We start from the raw sequence: 24,323 nt of genomic DNA, 5'->3' as shown, positions 1-24,323 counted from the left end.
TTTATCAGTGCTCTCGAACACCCCGTCTGTCGACGACCCTTCGGCTACCTCGGGATCTGTCGACGCCACCACCGGCAAATTGACCGAGTTCCTCGATCGACTGGCGTGCGTTGCCAAAGCGCAGACGATGGACTCGCTGGCCGCGGCCGATCTGACGTTCTCGCAAATGCGCGTGATGTTCGCGCTCGGAGCGCACGGCGACGGCGCCGAATCGATGTCGTTGAACGAGATCGCCGACCACATCAACCTCTCTCTGGCGGCAGCAGGCCGCACCGTCGACAAACTCGTCGGTGCCGGGCTCGTCGACCGTCGCGAAGATGCGACCGACCGCCGCGTCAAGCGCGTATCCCTCACCGCCGAGGGCAGCGACGTGATCACCTCCCACGTGGACATCCATCGAGAGCTTCTGCGCACCTTCGTGGCCGGACTCCCCGAACCTCTCCAGGTCGACCTCGGAGCGGCGTTGGCCGCCATCGTCGACAACGAGGTGGACTACTTCGCCGGACTCCACGGCGACGGGATGCCCGACGCTTCTGCCCGCCCGTTCCAGGACAACACACAGAAAGTCACCTCATGACCTCCTCTTCGTCTCCGGCGCACGCACATGCGGGCCCACCGGACACCAAACTGGACCGGCATGTCCTGATGGTTGCCGGTGTGGTGGTGCTCGGCGCCATCATGTCGATTCTCGACGTCACCGTGGTGGCGGTCGCGCAGAACACCTTTCAGCAGGAGTTCAACACCGACGCCGCGGGTGCGGCGTGGACCGCCACCGGCTACACTCTGGCGCTCGCCGCGGTGATCCCGCTGTCCAGTTGGGCGGCATCCCGATTCGGCACCAAGAAGGTGTACCTCACCTCACTCGTGCTGTTCATCCTCGGCTCGGTACTGTGCGCGCTCGCCTGGAACATCGGCTCACTCGTGGCGTTCCGCGTCATCCAGGGCCTCGGCGGCGGCATGCTGATGCCCATCGGCATGATGATCCTGACCAAGGCCGCCGGTCCGGAGCGGGTCGGCTCGGTGATGGCGGTCCTGGGTATCCCGATGCTGCTCGGACCCATCGGCGGTCCGATCCTCGGTGGCCTGCTCATCGAGAAGGCCAGCTGGCACTGGGTGTTCCTGATCAACGTGCCGATCGGCATCCTCGCCCTGGTCTACTCGTGGTTTGTGCTGCGCGATGACGAGGAGACAAGCCGACCGAAGATCGACATCGTCGGCCTGCTGCTGCTCTCGCCCGGTCTGGCACTGTTCCTTTTCGGTGTGTCATCGAGCGCCGAACATCGCACATTCATGACCGCGGGCGTGTTGATCCCCGCCATTATCGGCGCCGTTCTGATCGTCGGCTTCATCTGGCACGCACTGCACACCGACAAGCCGCTGTTGGATCTGCGACTGTTCCGCAACCGCACCCTGTCGATCGCGGTCATCACGATGACGTTGTTCATGATCGCCTTCTTCGGTGCCGCACTGCTGTTCCCGCAGTACTTCATCGGCGTGCGCGGTGAATCGACCCTGACCGCCGGCTTGTTGCTGGCGCCGCAGGGCTTGGGCGCGATGATCACAATGCCGATCGCAGGTCGCATGACCGACAAGATCGGGCCCGGAAAGTTCGTCCTGACCGGCATCGTGCTGTTGACGGCGGGCATGAGTGTGTTCGTCTTCCTCGGCGCAGAGACCTCGTACCTGCTGCTGTGCGGTGCACTGTTCGTGCAGGGTCTCGGCATGGGTATGACGATGATGCCGATCATGTCCGCCGCGTTGGCGACGCTGAACAACGCCCAGGTCCCCGATGGCTCCACGCTGATGAACGTGGTGCAGCAGAGCTCGTCGTCGATCGGTTCCGCGGTGATCTCGGTGGTCCTGGCCAGCGGGTTGGCCGGCAGCATGCAGGCCGGTATCGCGATCACGTCGAACACCGCGCCGCAGAACCTGCCACCGGAGATGCAGGGCACTGCCCTGCCGCCGTCGTTCTTCGAGTCGGCTGCCGATGTCTTCGGGTCCACCTTCCTGGTCTCGGTGGTCCTGATCGCTTTGACCTTCATCCCGGCGCTGTTCCTGCCGCGCAAGAAGATCGCCTCGCCGCTGATCGAAGAGGACATGGATCAGCCGGCGCCGATCATCATGCACTAGGACCGCCGGCACCCACGTCCTGATCGCCACCAGCACGGCGGCCGACAGAACCCCGAAAAACACCGAGAGAACCCACCCGCGTCACACAGCGCGGGCCGTCATCCAAGACGGTGGGTTCTCTCGGTGATTTTCGGGGTTCTGTCGGCGTCGAAGCGGGGGTCTCGATACGCCGCTCGCCTAGCGGCTCGCGTCTACTCGACCAGCGGACGGCAGGCCTCGCGACTACTCGACCAGCGGTGCCGAAGGCTTCACCGCACCAGTCTGCTGCAGAATCCACGCCAACTCGAAGGCCACTTCCTCCCACTGCTTGTACCGCCCGCTGACACCGCCGTGGCCGGCCGACATCTCCGTCTTGAGCAGGATCGGATTCCCCGAGGTGCTCAGTTCTTGCAGTCGCGCAACCCATTTTGCCGCCTCGGTGAACAACACCCGGGTGTCGTTGAGTGAGGTGAGCGCGAGGATCGGCGGATATGGCTTCGCCTCGACGTTCTCGTATGGTGAGTAAGAACGCATATAGGCGTACACATCCGGATCGTGCAGAGGGTTTCCCCACTCGTCCCATTCGATGACCGTCAGCGGCAGCGACGGATCGAGGATCGAGGTGAGGGCGTCGACGAACGGAACCGACGCGAGGATGCCGTTGAACAGTTCCGGCGCCAGATTCGTGACCGCGCCCATCAACAGACCGCCTGCCGAGCCGCCCTCGGCCACCATCTGTTGCGGTGTCGTCCACTGAGTGTCGACGAGATGGCGCGCTGCGTCGACGAAATCGGTGAAGGTGTTCTTCTTGGTCAGTGTCTTGCCGTTGTCGTACCAGTAGCGGCCCATCTCACCACCACCGCGGACATGGGCCAGAGCGAAGACCACCCCGCGGTCCAGCAATGACAGCCGCGACACCGAGAACGACGGGTCGATACTGGTCTCATAGGAGCCGTAGCCATAGAGCAGCAGTGGCGCCGGGCGATTGGCGTCGACCGTCGTGCGCCGCACGATCGACAGCGGGATCCGGGTGCCGTCGCCCGCGGTTGCCCATTCCCGCGTCTGCACGTAGTCGGCGGCGTCGTACCCACCGAGCACCGGCTGCCGTTTGAGCAGAACCAATTCGCCGGTGGCCACGTCCAGGTCGAGCACCTCGGTCGGGTCGACGAAACTCCCGTAACCGATCCGCAGTTTCGGCGTCACCCATTCCGGATTCGCTGCCAGCCCGGCCGAGCACAGCTCTTCACGGAACTCGACCTCATGGAAGTCCGTGAGGGTGGGTATACCGTCGATGCCGCGAAGGTCTGCGATGGCCAACTTCGGAAGTGCCGCTCGACGGTAGGACAACACGAGGTAGTCGCGGAATGCATCGAGGTCCTCGATCCGACGGTCCGGATCGTGCGCGATCAGTTCGCGCCGATCCGTGGGGTCGTCGACCGGCGCGATGTCGATCGCAAAGTTCTCGGCCTTCACCCCGTCCCGAATCTCGTTGTGCACGATGATGAACTGATCGGTTCCGTCGATTACCGCATGTTCCACCGAGTACTCCACCCCATCGACTCGCGGAGCGACACTTCGGAACTCGCCGGTGGGGTCGTCGGCAGCGAGCACATATACCTCGGTGGTGATCTTGGAGCCCACCCCGATCATGAGGTACTTGTCGCTGCGGGTGGCTCCCATGCCCACCCAGAACCGCTCGTCCGGCTCGTGGAAGACGCGAACATCATCGGCGTCGGCACCGATGTCGTGCCGCCACACCGTGTCTGGCCGCCAGGCATCGTCGACGGTCTGATAGAACACATGCTTCGCGTCGGCCGACCACACGGCGCCACCCGCAGTGTTCGGGATAACATCGTCGAGTAATTCACCGCTGCGAAGGTCCTTGAATCGCAGGGTGTATCGCTCGTCACCGACGATGTCGGTGCTGTACGCGAGCCAGTTCCCATCGTCGCTGACGGTCAACCCGCCGAGACTGAAGAAGTCGTGTCCGTCGGCTTCCACGTTGGCGTCGAGCAGGACCTCCTCGCCGGGCAGCGAGGCGTCGGCGGCCACCTCCGGTGGTGTCCAGTCATCGGGATCGACAATGGGACAGCGGCATCGGATCGCGTACTGCTTGCCCTCTTCGGTGCGGGCGTAATACCAGTACTGGCCACGGCGACTCGGGACCGACATGTCCGTCTCCTGCGTGCGGCTCTTGATCTCGCCGAAGATGTCCTTGCGTAGGCCGTCCAACTGGGCCGTGTGCGACTCGGTGAACGCGTTCTGGCCTTCCAGATAGGCGATGACCTCGGGATCGTCCTTGTCGCGCAACCACTCGTAATCGTCGACGAACGTGTCGCCGTGGTGGGTGCGCTCGCTGGGAACCTTTTTGGCGACCGGCGCGGTCACGTCGGTGGTCACATCATCTCCTAATCATGGTCCGGCCAGTCGGCGAAGGATCTCTGCGAGATCCATTCGTAGGCCTCGATATAGCGTTCGCGGGTGCGTGCCACAACATCCTCGGGCAGCGCTGGCGGTGTTGTGTCGGCAGCCCGGTCCCAACCGGAATCGGGACCGGTGAGCCAGTTGCGCACGATCTGTTTGTCGAAGCTGGGCTGCACCTGCCCGGGCTGGTAAGTGGCCGCCTCCCAGTAGCGTGACGAGTCCGGTGTCAGCACCTCATCGGCGAGCACGAGCTCCCCGTCCGCACCCGATCCGAACTCGAACTTGGTGTCGGCCAAGATGATTCCACGTTCGGCAGCGAGCTGCGCACCCCGTCGGTAGATGTCGAGCGTGGCCGACCGCAGTCGGTCGGCGAGATCGGCACCTTCTTGTTCGACGACCCGCTCGAAGCTGATGTTCTCGTCGTGGTCGCCCTGAGCTGCCTTGGTGGCCGGCGTGAAGATCGGCTCGGGAAGCCGACTCGCCTCATCGAGCCCGGCGGGCAGCGCTACGCCGCAGACGCTGCCGCTCGCACGGTAGTCGAGCAGGCCCGATCCGGTGAGATAGCCACGGGCGACGCACTCCACCTGCACCATCGGCAGGCGGCGCACCACCATCGACCGACCCAGCGCCTCGGCGGGAATCCGTTCGTCGGTGGGCCCGCCGGCGAGGTGATTGGGCACCCCGAGCGTCTCGAACCAGAAGAAGCTCATCGCGGTGAGGATGCGCCCTTTGTCGGGGATGGCGGGGCGCAGGATGTGGTCGTAGGCGGAGATGCGGTCGGAGGCGACCAGCAACAGGGTGTCGGCGTCGATCTCGTAGATCTCGCGCACCTTGCCCGATGCCAGGTGCCGGTACGACTGCAGTTCAGGACGCATGGCTTCGACCCTAGGACATGCCCGGGAAGCCGCGTGCCCCGGCAGCACGGACACAGAGTGGAAAGTCGTTCTATCTCGACCGCAGGGAGACCCTGAGAGCTCTCGGATCGGGCCCGGCATCGGTCGTCGGCGCGTTGTGTTCCCCGGCGACGTTGGCGATCATGGTCGGCATGAATCATCGACCTCGGCGTCTGCGCGCACGATTCGGCCCGAGCCGGCAGTCCGACGAGACCACCGTCGTGGCGGGATCAGCGTGACCGGCCCGCAGATCACCATTACCTACTGCACGCAGTGCAATTGGCTGCTGCGGGCGTCGTGGATGGCCGGCGAGCTCCTAAATACCTTCGGCACCGACCTCGGGGCGGTGACGCTGGTACCCGGAACCGGGGGTGTGTTCCACATCGACGTCGACGGTGAGCAGGTGTGGGAGCGCAAACGCGACGGCGGCTTCCCCGATGTGGTGACGCTCAAGAAGCTGGTACGCGACGTCGCACTGCCGGACTGGAACCTCGGACACGCGGATCGGGCGTCGGAAAGCACTTCGTGACGGTCCTCCGCAAGCTCCGAACCTCATCAGGGACCAGGGTGGCGAGCAGCTACAGGATCGGCGCCGGCGTGTAGGCAGCCGCGTCGGGGTACTGCGCGACGACCTTCTCCGCCGCGGCCAGCACATCGGCGACCTGCTGTTCGGCGGCGCCCACGAACACCGACTTGTCGGCGAGCAAGTCCTCGAGCTGGGCGCGGTCGAGCGGAATTCGGTCGTCGGCGGCGAGGCGGTCGAGCAGGTCGGGTTCGCGCCCTTCCTCGCGCATCGCGAGCGCTACGGCCACCGCGTTCTCCTTGATCGCCTCGTGCGCGCTCTCCCGGCCGACGCCGGCGCGCACCGACGCCATCAGCACCTTGGTGGTGGCCAGGAACGGCAGGTAGCGGTCGAGCTCATTGGCGATGACCGCCGGATAAGCCCCGAACTCGGCAAGCACGGTGAGGAAGGTCTCCATCAGCCCGTCGATGGCGAAGAAGGCATCGGGCAATGCCACCCGACGCACCACCGAACAAAAGACGTCACCCTCGTTCCACTGGGCGCCGGCCAGCTCGGCCGCCATGGAACCGTAGCCGCGTAACACCACCTGCAGGCCGTTGACCCGCTCGCAACTACGCGTGTTCATCTTGTGCGGCATCGCCGAACTGCCGACCTGGCCGGGCTGAAATCCTTCGGTGACCAGCTCGTGGCCGGCCATCAGTCTGATGGTGTGAGCCAGCGACGACGGACCGGCCGCGAGCTGCACCAGTGCGGACACCACGTCGTGGTCGAGGGAGCGCGGATAGATCTGGCCGACAGAGGTCAGCGACCGTGCGAAACCGAGGTGATCGGCCACCCGAGCCTCGAGATCGGCGAGCTTCACGGCGTCGCCTCCGAGCAGGTCGAGCATGTCCTGCGAGGTTCCCATCGGGCCTTTGATGCCCCGCAACGGGTAACGGTCGATCAGTTCGTGCACGCGGGTCAGCGCGATCATCAGTTCGTCGGCGGCACTGGCGAAACGTTTGCCCAAGGTGGTGGCCTGCGCGGCGACGTTGTGACTGCGACCGGCCATCACCACCGATGAGTACTGGGCGGCGCGGTCGGCCACCCGGGCCAGAACCGCAACGCCATGGGCGTGCACGTGTTGCAGCGATCGCAGGATCTGCAACTGTTCGACGTTCTCGGTGAGGTCGCGGCTGGTCATCCCCTTGTGGATCTGCTCGTGTCCGGCCAGCGCGTTGAATTCCTCGATCCGCGCCTTCACGTCGTGTCGTGTGATCCGCTCACGCTCGGCGATGGAGTCGAGGTCGATCTGGTCGACAACTCTCTCGTAGTCGGCGATGGCGTCGTCGGGGACATCGATCCCCAGGTCGCGCTGCGCCTTGAGCACTGCGATCCACAGCTGACGCTCCAGCGCGATCTTGTGGCGGGGTGACCAGATCTCGGCCAGCTCAGCAGAGGCGTAGCGACCGGCCAGGACGTTGGAAATGGAGGGCTTCGACACGCACACAGTGTAGTCGCGGCCCACTCACCCATTGCCGAACACGTCCGCGCCGCCGCTCACAAAGCGAAACAGGCCCACCCCGACCCATAACCCTGGTGCACGCGCAACACCGCGACCGGGCCGGTCACCCCGTTCTGCTTCGCATACAACTGTGTGGTGGCCACCCGGCGCGGCACCCAACTGATGGTCGCGATGGCCCCGTCTGCCTCGGCCGCGCCGAGGAATCGGGCGGGCGCGCCCTGCGGCCTCTCCCAGAAGGTCACCGTGCCGACCGAGTTGACGTCGACGGTCAGGTCGTAGCGGCATCCGGTGCCGTAGACGACCGACGAGAACGGCACACCGGCGTCGACCTTGCCGACCGGAACTGCCGTAGCCGACCCGGGTGAGACCATCATCGCCGTCGCTGCTGCCAGCAGCGCTGCCAGCACGAGCCGCACCCGCGGCCATCCCCGTTGTCGCATCTCTGGCGCCCTCCCTCGCTTCATGCGCCCGCGCTACTCGCGAGGCGCAAGTACCTCGATCACCTCGTACAACGCCTCCCGCGTCGCCGTGTAGGCGCTCGCCTCCCGACGACCCAACACACCGACCACCGCTCCGTCCTCTACCGCGATCAACTTCTGCACGCGTGCGGATTCGGCGATCCGGAACGACTTCTGCAACACATCGGAATGCATCTCCGCCAACAAGATCCGACGATCCGCCACCACATCGTGCAGACGCGGATAGCGGGCGGCCAACGCGATGGTCTCGTAGCGGGCGGCCAAGGTCTCGATGGTGGTGTCGGGCCCCACGAAGACCTCCGCCAGCGCATCGGCGGTGGCGTGCCCGCCGCGACGTCGACGCGAGACGGCGTCGCGGCGGGCCGCAATACATTTCTCCTCACGGTGGCAGACCTCGGCCGCCGCCTCCGCCATCAGATCTTCGAGAGATCCGAAGTAGTAGGTCGTCGACGCCAACGGCAGCTGGGCCCTTTCGGCGACTGCCCGGTGACGAACCGCGTCGAACCCGCCTTCGAGCAGCAATTCACCAGCGGCCTCGATCAATCGGGACCGACGTCGCAGCCCCTTCGGGGTTGCCGCCGAAGTCATGAAAACATGCTGCCAAAGGGTTGGCTGCCGGGTGTTGCTTTGGCAAAAGCCGCTTCACGAACGGTGAATTCGGCGCTATCCCGGCAACGGAGGTGGCACCGTGCTGAGATCATCGAGGGATGGACGACGTCGCATTTCTGCATCAGGCCATCGATCTGGCGGCCGAGTCACGGGCCCACGGAAACCACCCCTTCGGCGCCCTGCTGGTGAACGCGGACGGTGAGGTCGTCTGCACCGCCCTCAACACCGTCGACACCGACAACGACCCGACCGGCCACGCCGAGACCAATCTTGTTCGGGTCGCGGGCAAGCGGTTCGATCCGGACATCCGCGCGACGCTGACGCTCTACACCAGCACCGAGCCGTGCGCGATGTGTGCGGGTGCCATCTATTGGGCCCGCATCCGCACGGTGGTGTTCGCGCTCGGCGAGGACGAACTGCGCGCGATGACCGGTGATGACGTCAAGAACCCGACCATGTCGCTGCCCTGCCGGGAGGTCTTCGCCCGCGGCCGACATCCGACCGCGGTGCGCGGACCATTCGACATCCTGGCAGCCCGCGAGGTACATGCCGGTTTCTGGCACTCCTGAGCGGTCAACGAAAGTAGTGGCCGGCGTCGATGTCGGCGATGAGCCCTGGGTGTTCGGGCTGCCATTGCAACAGCTGTTCGGTGCGCGCGGCAGATGTCGGATTATCCACGGGCACAAAGGCGGCGAGGAAGCCGAAACGAGCACTGGCATCGTCGGGCGCCACTCGACGGGTCGGGATATCCAGCCCACGTCCGATGGCAGCCGCGATGTCGCGGAACTCAACCCCCTCGTCGCCGACCGCGTGCAGCCGGGTGCCCGCGGGCGCCGACTCCACGGCGAGCCGGTAGAGGCGTGCGGCGTCGCGGGTGTGCACGGCCGGCCACCGATTGGTGCCCTCGGCCAAGTAGCCGGCGAACCCGTTGTCGCGGGCGAACCCGATCAGTGCGGGCACGAAACCGTGCCGATCGAGGTCGCTGTGAACCGAGGGCGGCAGCCGCACCACCGATGACCGCACACCCTGCTCGCCGAGGGCGATGATCTCGTTCTCGGTGTCGATCCGGTACCCACCGTCGCCGACGTCGCTTTCGGTGCCGGCACGGCCGCGGACACCCATGTGCGCCAGCATCGCGGTGCCGGAGGTACCCACCAACGACTTGCCGGTTCCGACCAGCGGCTCGGCCATCGCCCGGACCGCTGACAGATCGGCCTCGGCAGCCGCCGCGAGGTCGCCCACCTGCATCAGGTCGTGCCGAAAGGCCAGGTGAATGACGGCGTCGGCCTCGGCAGCCGCCGCGGACAGCACGTCGAGGTCATCGAGTCCGCCACGCCGGACCGCAGCGCCGAGCGCCTGCACGGATTCGGCCGCCTTACCCGAACGCGCCAGCCCGACCACGGAATAGCCGGCGGAGATGAGCTCGGGGACCACCGCGGAACCGAGGTGGCCAGATGCGCCGGTGACGAAAACCTTCACGAGAGTCTCCTTGAAATCGCGGAACCCGCCTTCGGGTCCGCGGAATGTGATGTCACAATCTGACATAACGAACGATACGCCTGATGTCACGTTCTGTCATCACGTATCGTGTCGACCGTGGGACGATGGCCGACAGGATCGCGGGAGCGCCTGCAGAACGCCGCGCTCCGCCTCTTTGTCGAGCGGGGCTACGAGGCGACGTCGGTGGCCGACATCGCCGCCGCCGCCGGGGTCACCGAGCGCACGTTCTACCGCCAGTTCGGCGACAAGCGCGAAGTCCTCTTCGACAGTGGACACACCCTGGAACACGCCATCGTCGATGACCTGAACCGGCAACCGCCCGGCCGCCCGCCACTGGAATCCGTGGCCGCGACCTTGCACCGCGCCGCGGGCACATTCTTCGCCGACCGCGTGCAGTTCGCGCGGACCCGACAACGCGTCATCGACACGAATCCCGAACTGCGCGAACGTGAAGCGCTCAAGATGACCTCGCTTGTCGACGCCGTCGCCACCTCCCTGGAGAACCGCGACGTCGACGCCACGACCGCCCGCCTGTCCGCCGAGATGGGTATCGCCGCATTCAAGGTCGCCTTCGCCGAGTGGGTGGCGGCCGACAACGTCGAGACGCTCGACGCATTGCTGCACACCGCGGTGGCCCGATTGCGCAGCCTGGCCACCGACTGAAGGTGCTGCTCGTAAATTCTTTCGGGGTTGCCTCGAACGCCGAAGACGCCCGACGAATTCACGGACGGGACCACTAAGACTCCCAAACCGAACCGAGGGGCCATCCGAGTAGATGTTCCCCCCTTGCCTACCCATACCCCCTGGGGTATGGTCGCCTACGTTCCGATCGATACCCCCCTGGGTATGTTCCCCGGGCGTCTGGAGGCAACCTCGTGACAACAACGGCAGAAACAGATACCGAGGAGTCCCGGAAAACCGGGCCCCTCGGGCGATTGGGTGGCGCCACCGCCACACACCGACGCTGGGTCTTCGCGATCTGGTCGCTGCTCGTGATCGGCCTCGGCGCTTTCGCACCCTCGGTCTTCAACTCACTGGCCGGCGCCGGGTGGCAGGCCAATGGTTCGGAGTCGGTGGCCGTACGCGAACTCGCCGAGGAACACTTCGGCGGCAACTCGTCGGCGGCGGTCCAGGTGGTCGTCCACTCCGATGACCAGGACATCTCGAGTCCCGACATGCAGCGGGTCATCGGGCAGATCACCGATGTCGCCACGACCGACGACCGCTTCGGCGCGGTCGTGCCGCCACAACCTGGCATGACCATCAGTCCGGACGGTCACACCGGTATCGTCCTGATCGGGGCCAATGGCACCACCGACGACATGGTGAAGGCCGTCGACGACCACAAAGACGAATTGACAGCGTTGTCCGGCAACGGAATCGACGTCTATCCGACAGGTGCGTCCGCCCTGTGGAGCGACTTCAACAAGGCCAACCACGACGCGATGATCAAGGCCGAGATGGTTTCCTGGCCGATCACACTCGCGATCATGGTGCTCGCCTTCGGTTCACTGGTCGCCGCCGGCCTGCCGCTGCTGCTCACCATCGCCGGCCTGGTCGCCTCTGCCGGCGGCCTGGTGCTGCTGAACATGATCACGCCAATCTCGGTGTGGGCCATGAACTTCGCGATGATGTTCGCGCTCGCCCTGGGCATCGACTACGCCCTGTTCATCGTCTCTCGCTTCCGCGCCGCGATGGCTCACCGCAAGGACAAGGTCGCGGCCACCGTCGAGACCATGGACACGGCCGGCAAGGCCGTGATGTTGTCCGGCCTGACGGTGTTGGTCAGCTTGTCGGCGGTGCTCCTGGTGCCCGCGCCCGCGGTCCGAACCATGGCGGTGGGCATCATGCTGGCCGTCGTGTTCGTACTGGCGGCCACGATGACCTTGCTGCCCGCGGTGCTCGGCGCCATCGGTAACGGCGTCAACGCCGTCTCACTGCCGTGGGCCAAGCGCCAGCAGCATCGCTCGCCGGTGTTCGCCAGGTGGGGTGAACTGCTGCACCGCCACCCGTGGCCGTTCGCGGTCGGATCGCTGGCGATCCTGATCGTGTTAGCGTTGCCGGTGATCGGTATCAAGGTCGCCATGCCGTCGATCAGCGTCGTCCCCGAGGACGCACCGGTGCGCCAGGGCTACGAGGTCGTACAGGAAGCCATGGGCCCGGGTGCACCCGGTGCGCTGCAGATCATCGCACCCGAGGCTCAGGCCGCACAGACCGCCGAGGTTGCGTCCTCGACACCCGGCGTCGCGATGGTCACTCCCCCGCAACCGGACGCCGACGGCTCCGGCTACGTGATGCTGCAGGCCATCCCTGCGGTCGACCCCTCCGATGACCAGATGAACACGATCGTCACCGAGCTGCGCACTGCACTTCCGCCCGACGCCCTGGTCGGCGGCGCTCCCGCGGAGAACATTGATCTGCAACAAGCCCTGAATGACTGGTTCCCGATCGTGGTCGGGGTGATCCTCACGCTCGGTTTCCTGTTGCTGCTGATCGCGCTGCAGGCCCCGTTGATCGCACTCCTGGGCACCGTGGTGAGTCTGCTGTCGACCGCCGCCGCCTTCGGCGTCGCGCGGTTGATCTTCCAGGAAGGCTGGGGATCGGGGGTGCTCGGTTTCCAACCTCAGGGCTTCCTGAACGGCTGGGGCCCCGTGTTCTTCTTCGCCATGATCTTCGCGATCGCGATGGACTACACCGTGTTCCTACTCGCCACCGCCAAGGAGCACTATGAACGCTCCAAGGACCCCAAGGTGGCTCACGTGGACGGGCTCGCCCATTCCGGTCGGGTGATCTTCGCCGCCGCTGCGGTGATGGTCGCGGTGTTCTTCACTTTCGCCCTGGCAGATCCGCTGCCGCCGAAGGAGATGGGCATCATTCTGGGTGTCGCGGTCCTGCTCGACGCCACGCTGATTCGGTTGGTACTGCTGCCCGTGCTGCTGCGGATCACCGGCCACGGTGCCTGGTGGAGTCCGGCGTGGTTACGGCGAATCCTGCCCAAGGTGTCGTTCAGCCACTGAGGATCGCTCTCCCGATACCCCGAGGGGTATACACTGAGAGCGTCACTGAATGAAAGAAGGAACCTCATGGTAGGCGATCAAGAATCGATGACCGTGGTGCTCAACCGGTTGCGGCGGGCGCACGGCCAGCTCGCGGGCGTCATCTCGATGATCGAGCAGGGCCGCGACTGCAAGGACGTCGTCACCCAGCTCGCCGCGGTGTCTCGGGCTCTCGACCGGGCAGGATTCAAGATCGTCGCCACCGGATTGCGTCAGTGCATGTCCGGCGAGGAGGTCGAGAACGCCGAACCCATGACCGAAGAACAACTCGAGAAGCTGTTTCTGGCACTGGCCTGACCCACCGGGGGTCCGGGCGGTCGGACAGCATGAGAACACCCCCAACAGAAAGGATGAGAGCGATGCAACTCGGCTACACCGCGACATTGCAGACCACCTTCGACGACGCCGTGACTCGCACCCGCGAGGCCCTGTCCGAGCAGGGATTCGGCGTGCTGACCGAGATCGACGTGAAGGCCACGCTGAAGAAGAAGCTCGACGAGGACATGGAAAACTACCTGATCCTCGGCGCCTGCAATCCACCGCTGGCGCATCGCGCCCTCGACGTCGACCGGCAGATCGGGCTGCTGTTGCCCTGCAACGTCGTGGTCCGCGACGACACCGAGCACGACGGCACCGTGATCGTCGAGGCCATGAATCCCGACATCATGGTCCAGGTGACCGACGCCCCGGGCCTCCCCGACGTCGCGGCCGATGCCTCGACGAAGCTGCAGGCCGCCATGGACGCGCTGAAATCGGCATGAGGGGCGGAGACACAATGACCGACACCGACGTCAAGATCTACGGAGACCCAATCTGCCCGTTCACCTGGGTCACCTCGCGATGGCTCACCAGCGCCGCCGAGCACAGCGACGTCCGCGTGACCTGGCGTCTGATGAGCCTCGCCGTACTGAACGAGGACCAGGACGCCGACGACGCCCAGGCCGCGCGCCTACAGACATCGCGCCGCATCGGACGCCTGGTGGCCGCGGCAACGGGGACCGAGGACTTCGGCGAGCTGTACACCGCTCTCGGCCGACGACTGCATGCCGAGGGCAACGAGCTGACCGACGAACTGGCCCGCGAGGCGCTCAGCGAGTGCGGGCTGGAACCGTCACTGGTCTCCGCCATGGACGACGAGAGCTGGGATGACGCGGTACGTGCGGCACACCAACGCAGCCAGGATGCACTCGGCGACTCTGGTGGCAGTCCGATCACCGTCGTTAACGGTCGCGCCTTCTTCGGCCCGGTACTCACCGAGATCCCGGCACCTGAGGAAGCGGTACGCCTCTTCGGCGGGTTCACCGCACTGGCTTCGTCACCGGCCTTCGCGCAGGTGGAGCGACCGAAGTCCGGCCCACCGAACATGCACGAAACGCCGGCCTGACATGTGCCATCCCACCCGTTGCCCCCAATGCGGCAAGACCACGTGGGCCGGCTGCGGCAGCCACGTCGACGCTGTGCGGCGGATGGTGCCCGCGAATAAGTGGTGCCCGGGGCACGCCGATGCCAGAAAGCGTGGCTTCTTCCGGCGCGGCTGACCGTCACGACGACACCAGTACGCTGTGGAGTCGATGCCCCGCGAACCACGTTTCCCGATCGCAGCTGACCCGTTCACCCACAGCGGTGGACGGGTCAGCCGGCGTTCGGTCCTCGTCGGCGGTCTGGGTGCGGCGATGATCGGTGGATTGTCCGCCTGCGCCCACGACGAGCAACCCGACATCGACCCGCCGCGTCTGGGCGCGCACGCCGCCGACGACGAACTACCCCCCGAGCAGAGTCCGGCGGAGATCCCAAGCGAAGGTCCGGCGCTGATCACCGGCAGTTTTCGATCGGCCAAGATGGGCGGCCGCGAGACACGCTGGGCGGTCGCACGCCCGGACGGCGTCACCGGACGACTGCCGGTCGTGGTGGTACTGCACGCGCTGAACACCAACGAGCAATCGATCTTCTCCGAGAAGCAGCAGATGCAGAACGTGCTGCAACGCTACGTCGACGACGGCGGTGTGCCGTTCGCGTTGGCGTCGGCCGACGTCGGGCGCAACTACTACCACCGGCGCACCGATGGCGCCGACGGTGCCGCGATGATCCTGGACGAGTTCCTACCAATGCTCGAGGCCGACGAGGCGCTGAACCTGTCCACCGAGCGAATCGGCCTGTTCGGCTGGTCGATGGGTGGCTACGGCGCGCTCCGGCTCGGCGCGCTAGTCGGGTCACCCAAGGTCGCCGCGGTGTCGGTGAGTTCCCCTGCGCTGTGGGCAGATCCACGCAATTTTCCACCCCGCGCCTTCGATTCGGCCGCCGATTATCGAGTCAACTCGCTGTTCGGGCAGCAATCCGCGTTCGCCAGGATCCCGCTGCTGATCTGCATCGGGTCGTCGGACCAGTTCTTCACCTACACCCGACAGTGGGCCGCCGACCTGCACCCGCCCGCCGCATTCGGCACTTCCGCGGGTGGGCACACCAACCGCTACTGGCGCAGCGTGTTACCCGATCACGTGGAGTTCCTCGGCCGCAATCTCGCACGCTGAGCGTCCTCGGCCGCCACGTCCCACCCACCTGTCCGAACGGCCAGTGCCGCGCCTGACCAACTCGGTTGCAACGTTGTCTCAATAGTGTCAGGGATCACGTTTGTCAGTCAGTGTTGTTCACATCATGAACACCGGTGCGCAGAAGGAGGCCGACCGTGGCAACCGAGGACCCAAGGCATCCGCATCACCTCACCGGTGGTGTCGACACCCACTCCGAGTCACAGAGCTATCTCGCAAAACGCCAACTACAGGGCGGCAGCGCCGGCTGGCTGCTGCTGGCCGGACTCGGCGTCAGCTACGTGATCTCCGGTGACTACTCCGGCTGGAACTTCGGACTCGGCGAGGGCGGATTCGGCGGCCTCGCCATCGCCGCCGTCATCATCGCGGCGATGTATCTGTGCCTGGTTCTGGGCATGGCGGAATTGTCCTCCGCCCTCCCGGCAGCCGGCGGCGGTTACACCTTCGCCCGGCGCGCCCTCGGCCCGTGGGGCGGATTCGCCACCGGCACAGCCATCTTGATCGAGTATTCGATCGCCCCGGCCGCCATCGCCACGTTCATCGGCGCCTACGTCGACTCGCTCAACCTGTTCGGCATCGTCGACGGGTGGTGGATCTACCTCGCCGTGTACGCGATCTTCATCGGTATCCATCTCTCCGGAGTCGGCGAGGCGCTGAAGGTGATGTTCGTGATCACCGCCATCGCCCTGGTCGGTCTGGTCATCTTCGCGATCGCCGCAATCGGGCATTTCGACGCCGGAAATCTCACCGACATCGCGGCCACCGACGCGGCCGGCTCATCGTCGTTCCTGCCGTTGGGCTACCTGGGAATCTGGTCGGCCATCCCGTTCGCGATCTGGTTCTTCCTGGCCATCGAAGGTGTCCCCCTGGCCGCCGAGGAGACCGCCAACCCGGAACGGAATGTCCCGCGCGGCATCATCGCCGCCATCGGCGTCCTGTTGATCACCTGCGTGACGGTACTGGTGCTGACCACCGGTGCCGGTGGTGCGGGCCCGATGTCGGAGTCCGGCAATCCGCTGGTCGAGGCGTTGGGCGATTCCGGGATGGCCAAGGTGGTCAACTACATCGGCCTGGCGGGCCTGATCGCGAGCTTCTTCTCGATCATCTACGCCTACTCACGACAGTTGTTCGCCCTGTCACGCGCCGGTTACCTCCCGACGATCCTGTCGGTCACCAACCGACGCAAGGCTCCGACACTGGCGCTGATCGTGCCCGGCGTCATCGGGTTCTTGCTGTCGCTGACCGGCGAAGGTGACCTGCTACTCAACATGGCGGTGTTCGGCGCCGCCTCGAGCTACGTGCTGATCATGGTGAGCCACATCGTTCTTCGTCGTCGCGAGCCCGATATGAAGCGCCCCTACCGCACACCGGGCGGCGTGGTGACCACCGGATTCGCCTTGGTGATCGCGGTCATCGCCGTGATCGCGACGTTCCTCGTCGATGTGGTGGCCGCGCTGTGCTGCCTCGGCGTGTTCGCACTTTTCATGTTGTACTTCGCTGTGTACAGCCGTCATCGGCTCGTCGCGAACTCGCCGGACGAGGAGTTCGCTGCCCTGGCGCAAGCGGAGGAGGAGCTGCGGTGAAGTTCAGCCAGACCATCTCGGGGACGACATATGAGTTCGATGGCCTCGTCGACCTCATGGCCAAGGCGACGCCCCGACGATCCGGTGATGAACTCGCCGGATGCGCGGCACAGTCCGATGCCGAACGGGCCGCCGCGGCCTGGCAACTCGCCGATCTGCCGCTCACCACATTCCTCGACGAGCAGGTCGTTCCGTACGAGTCCGACGAGGTCACCCGCCTGATCATCGACTCCCACGACCGCGAGGCGTTCAGAGTCATCTCCCATCTCACCGTCGGCGGACTGCGCGACTGGTTTCTCGAGACCGCTGCCCGCGACGACAGCGCCGCCCGGATCGCCTCTGTCGCCAGGGGTTTGACGCCCGAGATGGTGGCGGCCACGTCAAAGATCATGCGCAACCAAGATCTGATCCTGGTGGCCTCGGCCGCGACGGTGACCGCAGCCTTCCGCACCACCATCGGACTGCCCGGGACCATCGCGACCCGACTGCAACCCAATCACCCCACCGACGACCCGCGCGGAATCGCGGCGGCCACGCTCGACGGGCTGCTGATGGGGTGCGGTGACGCGGTGATCGGGATCAACCCGGCCACCGATTCCCCCCACGCCACGTCCGATCTGCTGCATCTGCTCGACGACATCCGGCAGCGGTTCGCCATTCCCATGCAGTCGTGTGTGCTGTCGCACGTCACCACCACCGTCGACCTCATCGAACAGGGGGCGCCGGTCGACCTCGTCTTCCAGTCGATCGCCGGCACCGAGGGCGCCAACCGCAGTTTCGGCGTCGACATCGCGCTGCTGCGTGAGGCCAACGAAGCGGGACGCTCGCTGCGTCGTGGCACCGTCGGGAACAACGTCATGTACCTCGAGACCGGGCAGGGGTCGGCGCTGTCGGCCGACGCCCACGTCGGGATCGGCGGCAAACCCGTCGATCAGCAGACCCTCGAGACCCGCGCCTATGCCGTCGCCCGCGACATCGAACCCCTGCTGATCAACACGGTCGTCGGATTCATCGGCCCCGAATACCTCTACGACGGCAAACAGATCATCCGGGCCGGACTCGAAGATCACTTCTGCGGCAAGATCCTCGGACTCCCGATGGGCGTCGACGTCTGCTACACCAATCACGCCGAAGCCGATCAGGACGACATGGACACCCTGCTGACCCTGCTGGGCGTGGCCGGAGCCGCGTTCGTCATCGCCGTGCCCGGCGCTGACGACGTCATGCTCGGGTACCAGAGCCTGTCATTTCACGACGCGCTGTACGTGCGTCAGGCACTCTCGCTACGCCCCGCCCCCGAGTTCGAGACGTGGCTGGCCGGCCTCGGAATGGCTGACGACGACGGACGGATCCTGCCCGTCGATCTGGCCGGCTCGCCCCTGCGATCCCTCACTGCGGCTCGATGACCGGCGCACACCGCCCCGCCGAGGACATCTGGTCCGAGCTGCGGCGCACCACACAGGCCCGCATCGGTCTGGGACGAGCCGGCAACTCGATGCCGTCGCGTCGGGTGCTCGAATTCCAGGCGGCGCATGCCGCCGCACGCGACGCCGTGCACGATCCGCTTGACCTCGACGACCTCCGAAAGCAACTCGCCGACCTCGACATCGCGCCCGCGCTGGCAGTCGAGAGCCAAGCGCATTCCCGCAGCGAGTACCTGCGCCGCCCCGATCTGGGTCGCCGACCTGCCGACGTCGCCCATCTCCCCGACACGGGCGCCGACATCGCCATCGTGCTGGCCGACGGACTGTCGCCACGCGCACTCACCGATCACGGGTCGGGGCTGCTGGCGGCGCTATTGGCGAGACTCGGCTCGCGGTTCACCCTCGCGCCGCCGGTCATCGCCACCCAGGCCCGCGTGGCACTCGGCGACCACATCGGGCAGGCGCTCGGGGCGCAGACGGTGATCATGATCATCGGAGAACGCCCCGGACTGTCTGTCGCCGACAGCCTCGGCATCTACCTGACCCACCGACCGCGAGTGGGCCTCAACGACGCCGACCGCAACTGCATCTCCAACATCCATCCGCCCGACGGACTCGACTACGACACCGCTGCCGCCATCACCGCCGCCCTCGTCGACGGCGCCCGCAAGCTCGGTCGGTCCGGCGTCGCACTCAAGGACACCTCGCGCGCCGAACTCCCCGACAGCGCCCGCGAAGTGTTGGATCAGTCGTGACGAGACGGTCACTCCGCCGGTCCGAGGACGTCAGAGACTGATGCGTCCCTCTAGTGCGGCCTGACCGATGTCGGTGCGGTGATGCGATCCGGGCAGTTTGACCGCCGCTATGCGGTCGTAGGCCTGTGCGCGCGCCTCGGCGAGGTCGACGCCGGTTCCGACGACCGAGAGCACCCGTCCGCCGGCCGAGACCACCGCACCGTCGTCGGACCGCGCGGTGCCGGCGTGGAGGACACCCTCGCCCTCGGCACCACCGATGACGTCACCGGTGCGCGGCTTGCCCGGATAGTTCTCTGCAGCCACCACCACGGTGACCGCGGCACCGTCCGCCCATTCCAGCGGCGCCAGCTCACCGAGCGTCCCGGTGGCAGTCGCGTTGAGTGCTTGCCCCAGAGGCGATTTCAGCAACGCCAGTACCGCTTGAGTCTCCGGGTCGCCGAAGCGGCAGTTGAACTCGACGACGGCCGGCCCGTCTTTGCCGATGGCCAGGCCGGCATAGAGCAGACCCGAGAACGGGGTGCCACGCTTGGCCATCTCGGCCGCGACCGGCTTGACCACCTCGTCGACGATCTGCTGGGTCACCTCGGCGGGCAGCCACGGCAGCGGTGTGTAGGCCCCCATGCCTCCGGTGTTGGGGCCGGCGTCGCCGTCGCCGACGCGTTTGTGATCCTGCGCGGGGATCAGCGGCACCACGTCCTCGCCGTCGACCAGCGAGAACAACGACACCTCGGGCCCGTCGAGGAAGCTCTCCAACAGCACCGGGTGACCGTTCTCCAGCAATTCGGCCGCGTGGTCGCGTGCGGCCGAACGATCCTCGGTGACCACCACACCCTTGCCGGCGGCCAACCCGTCGTCCTTGACCACCCAGGTGGGTCCGAAACGGTCCAGGGCGGCGTCGAGTTTGGCCGGGTTGTCGACGATCTCACTGTGTGCGGTACGCACGCCGGCCGATGCCATCACGTCCTTGGCGAACGCCTTGGATCCTTCGATACGTGCGGCGTCGGCGCTGGGTCCGAATGTGGCGAAGCCGGCGGCGCGCAGGGCGTCGGCGACGCCTGCCACCAGCGGCACCTCGGGTCCGATGACCACCAGATCCGCCTCGACGCCCTTGGCCAGCGCGACGACGGCATCGGCGGAGACCATGTCGACCGGATGATTGGTCGCGATCGCCGAAGTGCCGGCATTCCCGGGCCCGGCGTGCAGTTCGGTGACCGAGGGGTCCTTCGACAGTCCGATGAGCAGGGCATGTTCGCGGCCGCCCGAGCCGATCACGAGTACGCGCACGCAGATGACTCTAGTGGGTCTTCGGTGCACCGCCTCTCCTCCGGTGCGTTCGTACCCGGGTTTGTGGTCCTCCGCCCGCCGTTTCCGGACGGGTAACCGACACCGGGCGGAGGAACCGGCTCACTCAGTCGGCGCCGTCAAGTCGTACACCGTGGTGCCGTCGACGGTTTCGGCGGTGAAGTTGTCGGCCACCCACTGGGCGATCTGCGCCGAGGGTTGCGACTCATCCGACATGCCGAACCCGCGGCCACCACCGAGGAAGTAGTGGATCTGCCCATCGGAGACCAACTTCTGGAACTGCTCCAGCGTCGGCGATGGGTCGGTCCCGTTGAAGCCGCCGATCGGCATCACCGAGTATCCGGACTCGAGTTGGTATCCCGACGCCTCGTTGGATCCGACCGCCGCACCCACCCAGGTGTAGCTGTCGGCGTCGGTGCGCAGCATCGCGACGAGTTCGGCGCTCGGTGTCGAGCCGTTGAGCAGCCCGCCCGGTCCGCCGGTGCCCGCCTCAGGGCCCATTATGCCGGGACCCGCCATGCCGGGGAATCCACCGTCGGCGGGCATGGCCGGACCGGCACCGTTCGCACCGGCGTTTCCGCCCGGCGTCATCCAGGGCGCACCAGCCGCACCACCGCGCGCACCGTCGCGTCCCCCACCACCCCGGCCGCCGGGTCCACCCCCGCCGGGGCCGAATTCGCCCTCGACACGGGGGCCCGCACTGATGATCGACCCTTGTTTGGGTGTGGCGATGGTGTCAACCGTGTACGCGATCGGCCCGGCCAACCCAGCAGCCAGTGCGGTGATCGCCGCGACCGCCGACAGGTAGGTCCGATGTGCCAACAGCATCACGACACCGCTGACCAGCCCGACGAGCAGCACCATCCACCTCAGCCACGGCACGAAGTCCGGTGACCGGTTCAGCAGTACGAAACCCCAGATCGCGGCGATCCAGACGGCCGCGGCGAGCACGATGCGCACCCACAGCCGATCCCGCTGCGACCAGCACACCGCTGCCCCACCAGCCACTACCGCGGCGACCGCAGGTGCCAGCGCCGCGGTGTAGTAGCTGTGGAAGATACCGGCCATGAAGCTGAAGACCGCCATCGTCACCAGCAGCCACAGTCCCCACACCGCGAGGTAGGCGCGGCGTGCGTCGGTGCGTCGGGCCTTGCCGATCAGTACCAGCGCAGCGATCCCCAGCACGATGCCGGTAGGGATCAGCCAGGCGATCTGACCACCCTGCGCCGGTTCGAACATGCGTAGCCAGCCGGTCTCACCCCACATCCCGCCACCCCCGCCGGGTCCACCACCGGGTGGCCCGCCCGCACCGACGTAACCGGCGGGTCCGCCCATCGCTCCGGTGTAGCCACCGCCCCGACCACCAGGAACGACGCTGCCGGTCTCGTTGCCGTTGAGTCGACCGAAACCGTTGTAGCCCAGCGTGAGTTCCAGGATCGAGTTGTTCTGCGAGCCACCGATCCAGGGGCGCGACGACGCCGGCCACAGTTCGACGGCGAGAATCCACCAACCGGCGCTGACGATCATCGCTCCCAACGCGGCGAACAGGTGCCCGATGCGCTTGACCCAGGTGTGTTGGCCGAAGGCCAGGTAGGTGATCGCCAGCGGCGGCACGATGAGCATCACCTGCAGTTGCTTGGTGAGGAAACCGAAACCGACGAAGACACCGGTCAGGACCATCCAGCGCAGTCTGCCGTCCTCGACCGCCTTCAGCGTCGCCCACACCGCCGCGATCATCAGCAGCAGGAGCAGGGCCTCGGGGTTGTCGAAGCGGAACATCATCGCAGCGACCGGCGTGACCGCCAGCACCAGGCCGGCGAGGATGCCCGGCCAGTGGCCGAAGTATTTCTTGGTGATCAGGTAGAGCAACGCCACCGACGCCACACCCATCAGCACCTCGGGCACCAGGATCGACCACGAGTTGAGTCCGAAGATACGCACCGAAATCCCCGGAATCCACAGCGAGGCAGGCGGTTTGTCGACGGTGATGGAGTTGGCCATGTCCGACGACCCGAAGAACCACGCCTTCCACGACTCCGATCCGGCCTGGATGGCCGCCGAGTAGAAGGAGTTGGCCCAGCCGTTGGCGGAAAGATTCGCGAGATACGCGATCGCGGTGCCGAGCAGCAACGCGACCAGTGACAGACGCTGCCACACAGGGGCGTTCCGCCCGGACGCGGGTGCGTCGGGCGGAACGGGTGCGGCGGAGTGTGCGTCGACAACGGCGGTCATTCGGCGGCGCCTTCCATCGCGCCGGCCGGGCCGGCGACGTCACGGACACTGTTGTGGCTGCGGAACACCCAGCGCAGGCCGACGAATCGGGTCAGCGTGGCAACGAGGTTGGCCACCACCAGTACCACCAGTTCGACATGCTTGGACGCCTCGGGCGCGGCCCCGTGCAGGATGACCAGCGAACCGGCGGTCACTGCCCAGCCGAACAGGAACACACCGAGTCCGAAGAAGTGGTGCCGCATCATTCCCGCACGCCCCTGCACGCCGAAGCTGAAGCGCCGGTTGGCGGCGGTGTTGAGGACGGCGGTGATCGCGAGTGCGACGAAGTTGGAGACCTGAGCGCCGAGGAAGGCGTGCAGCATCAGGTACAGAACGGCATACGCGATGGTCGAGGCGATGCCGATCACGCAGAACCGGGCGAGTTGGCCGACCAGTCCGAACGGGACGCCGTCGATGTCGGGGCCGGGCCCTCGGCCGCGGCCGAGGGCGGCACGCAGTTCGGCGATGGGCAACCGGCCCGTCGTCAAGGCGTAGCCGACGCGGGCGCAGCCTTTCAGGTCGGCGACCGCAGTGGAGACGATGTCGACGGTGCTGTCGGGGTCGTCGACCCAGTCGACGGGCACCTCGGCGATCCGCAGGCCGATCCGCTCGGCCAGCACCAGCAGCTCGGTGTCGAAGAACCAACCGGTGTCCTCGACATAGGGCAGCACCTGCCGGGCGATATCGGTGCGCATGGCCTTGAAACCGCACTGCGCGTCGGAGAACTTGGCGCGCATCGTCGTTTTGAGGATGAGGTTGTACGAGCGGGAGATGAATTCGCGCTTCGGTCCGCGCACCACCCGTGACGACCGCGACAGCCGGGTGCCGATCGCGATGTCGGAGTGCCCGGAGATCAACGGCGCGATCAGCGGCATCAACGCGTTGAGGTCGGTCGACAGGTCGACGTCGCAGTAGGCGACGATCTGCGCGTCGCTGCCCCGCCACACCGCGTTGAGCGCACGTCCTCGACCCTTCTGGTCGAGATGCACCACCCGCAGACCGTCGATCTCGCCGGCGAGTTCGGCGGCGATGGCCAAAGTGGAATCGGTGCTGGCATTGTCGGCGACGGTGATCCGGGACGGGTACGGCACGTTGACCCGTAGATGGTCGCGCAGCCGCCGCACCGCTCCGGCGACATCGGTCTGCTCGTTGTACACGGGGACGACGATGTCGAGGACGGGCGCGGGTGTCGAACTGTCGGCCACCGTCACCACGCGCTCGCCTGTCGTCGGAAGGGCTTCTGCTGTCATGTGTACGAGGATCGGATGCCTAACTTCGCCCACTCTGCGCTGAAGCTGTCAGGTTCCTGTGAGGGCCTGACGTCTGTGGACAACGGATCGGGTCG

General features: G+C 66.3%; 23 protein-coding genes. 14 read left to right on the top strand and 9 right to left on the bottom strand.

The annotated features are described in order from the left end of the window. The first annotated feature begins 7 nt into the window (after positions 1-7). Positions 8-577 carry a MarR family winged helix-turn-helix transcriptional regulator gene (locus L1892_RS12970; RefSeq protein ID WP_235724009.1) on the top strand — a complete coding sequence of 190 codons (570 nt, stop codon included), beginning with the start codon at positions 8-10 and terminating at the stop codon, positions 575-577. Beyond that, entirely contained in the window at positions 574-2,130 is a 1,557-nt protein-coding gene (locus tag L1892_RS12965; RefSeq protein ID WP_235724008.1) for a DHA2 family efflux MFS transporter permease subunit, read from the top strand. Before L1892_RS12970 ends, L1892_RS12965 begins: the two co-directional genes overlap by 4 nt. A 222-nt stretch (positions 2,131-2,352) precedes the next feature. Here the strand turns inward: L1892_RS12965 and L1892_RS12960 are convergent, their stop codons facing one another. After that, positions 2,353-4,509 carry a S9 family peptidase gene (locus L1892_RS12960; RefSeq protein ID WP_235724007.1) on the bottom strand — a complete coding sequence of 719 codons (2,157 nt, stop codon included), beginning with the start codon at positions 4,507-4,509 and terminating at the stop codon, positions 2,353-2,355. An 8-nt stretch (positions 4,510-4,517) separates the two neighbouring features. Then, on the bottom strand, positions 4,518-5,408 hold the full coding sequence (locus L1892_RS12955; RefSeq protein WP_235724006.1) for a phosphoribosylaminoimidazolesuccinocarboxamide synthase: 891 nt from the start codon (positions 5,406-5,408) through the stop codon (positions 4,518-4,520). Positions 5,409-5,661: 253 nt separating this feature from the next. Here L1892_RS12955 and L1892_RS12950 point away from each other — a divergent pair, with 253 nt between their 5' ends. After that, the gene (locus L1892_RS12950) at positions 5,662-5,955 is read left to right on the top strand and encodes an Rdx family protein (protein ID WP_235724005.1); all 294 of its coding nucleotides are present in this window, start codon (positions 5,662-5,664) and stop codon (positions 5,953-5,955) included. A 49-nt stretch (positions 5,956-6,004) separates the two neighbouring features. Here L1892_RS12950 and purB read toward each other — a convergent pair whose 3' ends face one another. The 3 genes from purB to L1892_RS12935 are packed head-to-tail and all read right to left on the bottom strand — an operon-like array spanning position 6,005 to position 8,520. Further along, positions 6,005-7,432: an adenylosuccinate lyase gene (purB, locus tag L1892_RS12945; protein ID WP_235724004.1), complete on the bottom strand. Its 1,428-nt coding sequence runs from the start codon at positions 7,430-7,432 to the stop codon at positions 6,005-6,007. Positions 7,433-7,488: 56 nt separating this feature from the next. Then, a complete protein-coding gene (locus tag L1892_RS12940) occupies positions 7,489-7,893 on the bottom strand; it encodes a hypothetical protein (protein ID WP_235724003.1) in 405 nt (134 codons plus the stop codon). Between the two features lie 33 nt (positions 7,894-7,926). Continuing rightward, positions 7,927-8,520 (bottom strand): TetR/AcrR family transcriptional regulator, encoded by a 594-nt coding sequence (locus L1892_RS12935; protein WP_235724002.1) that lies wholly within the window; start codon positions 8,518-8,520, stop codon positions 7,927-7,929. A gap of 119 nt (positions 8,521-8,639) precedes the next feature. Here L1892_RS12935 and L1892_RS12930 point away from each other — a divergent pair, with 119 nt between their 5' ends. Beyond that, positions 8,640-9,110, top strand: a complete 471-nt coding sequence (locus L1892_RS12930) for a nucleoside deaminase (protein ID WP_235724001.1) — start codon at positions 8,640-8,642, stop codon at positions 9,108-9,110. 4 nt (positions 9,111-9,114) lie between these two features. Here the strand turns inward: L1892_RS12930 and L1892_RS12925 are convergent, their stop codons facing one another. After that, positions 9,115-10,020, bottom strand: a complete 906-nt coding sequence (locus tag L1892_RS12925) for an SDR family oxidoreductase (RefSeq protein WP_235724000.1) — start codon at positions 10,018-10,020, stop codon at positions 9,115-9,117. Positions 10,021-10,137: 117 nt separating this feature from the next. Here L1892_RS12925 and L1892_RS12920 point away from each other — a divergent pair, with 117 nt between their 5' ends. The 10 genes from L1892_RS12920 to eutC all read left to right on the top strand — a co-directional run bounded on the left by L1892_RS12920 (position 10,138) and on the right by eutC (position 19,405). Further along, complete coding sequence (locus L1892_RS12920) at positions 10,138-10,704, top strand: TetR/AcrR family transcriptional regulator (protein ID WP_235723999.1); 567 nt, start codon at positions 10,138-10,140, stop codon at positions 10,702-10,704. Positions 10,705-10,916: 212 nt separating this feature from the next. Next, on the top strand, positions 10,917-13,058 hold the full coding sequence (locus tag L1892_RS12915; RefSeq protein WP_235723998.1) for an MMPL family transporter: 2,142 nt from the start codon (positions 10,917-10,919) through the stop codon (positions 13,056-13,058). A 66-nt stretch (positions 13,059-13,124) separates the two neighbouring features. Further along, a complete protein-coding gene (locus tag L1892_RS12910; RefSeq protein ID WP_235723997.1) occupies positions 13,125-13,394 on the top strand; it encodes a metal-sensitive transcriptional regulator in 270 nt (89 codons plus the stop codon). A 62-nt stretch (positions 13,395-13,456) separates the two neighbouring features. After that, entirely contained in the window at positions 13,457-13,858 is a 402-nt protein-coding gene (locus tag L1892_RS12905) for a DUF302 domain-containing protein (RefSeq protein ID WP_235723996.1), read from the top strand. Between the two features lie 14 nt (positions 13,859-13,872). Beyond that, positions 13,873-14,481: a mycothiol-dependent nitroreductase Rv2466c family protein gene (locus L1892_RS12900; protein ID WP_235723995.1), complete on the top strand. Its 609-nt coding sequence runs from the start codon at positions 13,873-13,875 to the stop codon at positions 14,479-14,481. Between the two features lies 1 nt (position 14,482). After that, positions 14,483-14,635 (top strand): DUF8730 family Cys-rich protein, encoded by a 153-nt coding sequence (locus tag L1892_RS25120; protein WP_494516548.1) that lies wholly within the window; start codon positions 14,483-14,485, stop codon positions 14,633-14,635. Between the two features lie 33 nt (positions 14,636-14,668). After that, on the top strand, positions 14,669-15,625 hold the full coding sequence (locus tag L1892_RS12895; RefSeq protein WP_235723994.1) for an alpha/beta hydrolase: 957 nt from the start codon (positions 14,669-14,671) through the stop codon (positions 15,623-15,625). Positions 15,626-15,780: 155 nt separating this feature from the next. Continuing rightward, positions 15,781-17,226, top strand: coding sequence for an ethanolamine permease (gene eat / locus L1892_RS12890; protein ID WP_235723993.1), 1,446 nt, complete (start codon positions 15,781-15,783; stop codon positions 17,224-17,226). Continuing rightward, on the top strand, positions 17,223-18,632 hold the full coding sequence (locus L1892_RS12885; RefSeq protein WP_235723992.1) for an ethanolamine ammonia-lyase subunit EutB: 1,410 nt from the start codon (positions 17,223-17,225) through the stop codon (positions 18,630-18,632). The genes eat and L1892_RS12885 overlap by 4 nt, the downstream gene beginning before the upstream one ends. Then, positions 18,629-19,405 (top strand): ethanolamine ammonia-lyase subunit EutC, encoded by a 777-nt coding sequence (gene eutC, locus L1892_RS12880; RefSeq protein ID WP_235723991.1) that lies wholly within the window; start codon positions 18,629-18,631, stop codon positions 19,403-19,405. Before L1892_RS12885 ends, eutC begins: the two co-directional genes overlap by 4 nt. Positions 19,406-19,435: 30 nt before the next feature. On the opposite strand, the gene purD is transcribed toward eutC, so the two are convergent. The 3 genes from purD to L1892_RS12865 form a co-directional block, all read right to left on the bottom strand. Continuing rightward, entirely contained in the window at positions 19,436-20,689 is a 1,254-nt protein-coding gene (gene purD, locus L1892_RS12875) for a phosphoribosylamine--glycine ligase (RefSeq protein ID WP_235723990.1), read from the bottom strand. A gap of 120 nt (positions 20,690-20,809) precedes the next feature. Beyond that, positions 20,810-22,939: an ArnT family glycosyltransferase gene (locus tag L1892_RS12870; RefSeq protein ID WP_235723989.1), complete on the bottom strand. Its 2,130-nt coding sequence runs from the start codon at positions 22,937-22,939 to the stop codon at positions 20,810-20,812. Continuing rightward, positions 22,936-24,228, bottom strand: coding sequence for a bifunctional glycosyltransferase family 2/GtrA family protein (locus L1892_RS12865; protein WP_235723988.1), 1,293 nt, complete (start codon positions 24,226-24,228; stop codon positions 22,936-22,938). Before L1892_RS12865 ends, L1892_RS12870 begins: the two co-directional genes overlap by 4 nt. Positions 24,229-24,323 lie beyond the last annotated feature (95 nt).

The organism is Gordonia tangerina, from assembly GCF_021556435.1.
Lineage (GTDB): Bacteria > Actinomycetota > Actinomycetes > Mycobacteriales > Mycobacteriaceae > Gordonia > Gordonia tangerina.
The sequence above is the reverse complement of the archived record's forward strand: the minus strand, read 5'-3'. Positions and strand labels throughout refer to the sequence as shown.

Coding starts and splice junctions, on each gene's coding strand:
- L1892_RS12900 (WP_235723995.1), top strand. CDS start 13,873: ATGACCGACACCGACGTCAAGATCTACGGAGACCCAATCTGCCCGTTC.
- L1892_RS12930 (WP_235724001.1), top strand. CDS start 8,640: ATGGACGACGTCGCATTTCTGCATCAGGCCATCGATCTGGCGGCCGAG.
- L1892_RS12940 (WP_235724003.1), bottom strand. CDS start 7,893: ATGCGACAACGGGGATGGCCGCGGGTGCGGCTCGTGCTGGCAGCGCTG.
- L1892_RS12955 (WP_235724006.1), bottom strand. CDS start 5,408: ATGCGTCCTGAACTGCAGTCGTACCGGCACCTGGCATCGGGCAAGGTG.
- L1892_RS12935 (WP_235724002.1), bottom strand. CDS start 8,520: ATGACTTCGGCGGCAACCCCGAAGGGGCTGCGACGTCGGTCCCGATTG.
- L1892_RS12910 (WP_235723997.1), top strand. CDS start 13,125: ATGGTAGGCGATCAAGAATCGATGACCGTGGTGCTCAACCGGTTGCGG.
- L1892_RS12870 (WP_235723989.1), bottom strand. CDS start 22,939: ATGACCGCCGTTGTCGACGCACACTCCGCCGCACCCGTTCCGCCCGAC.
- L1892_RS12865 (WP_235723988.1), bottom strand. CDS start 24,228: ATGACAGCAGAAGCCCTTCCGACGACAGGCGAGCGCGTGGTGACGGTG.
- eutC (WP_235723991.1), top strand. CDS start 18,629: ATGACCGGCGCACACCGCCCCGCCGAGGACATCTGGTCCGAGCTGCGG.
- L1892_RS12895 (WP_235723994.1), top strand. CDS start 14,669: ATGCCCCGCGAACCACGTTTCCCGATCGCAGCTGACCCGTTCACCCAC.
- L1892_RS25120 (WP_494516548.1), top strand. CDS start 14,483: ATGTGCCATCCCACCCGTTGCCCCCAATGCGGCAAGACCACGTGGGCC.
- L1892_RS12905 (WP_235723996.1), top strand. CDS start 13,457: ATGCAACTCGGCTACACCGCGACATTGCAGACCACCTTCGACGACGCC.
- L1892_RS12965 (WP_235724008.1), top strand. CDS start 574: ATGACCTCCTCTTCGTCTCCGGCGCACGCACATGCGGGCCCACCGGAC.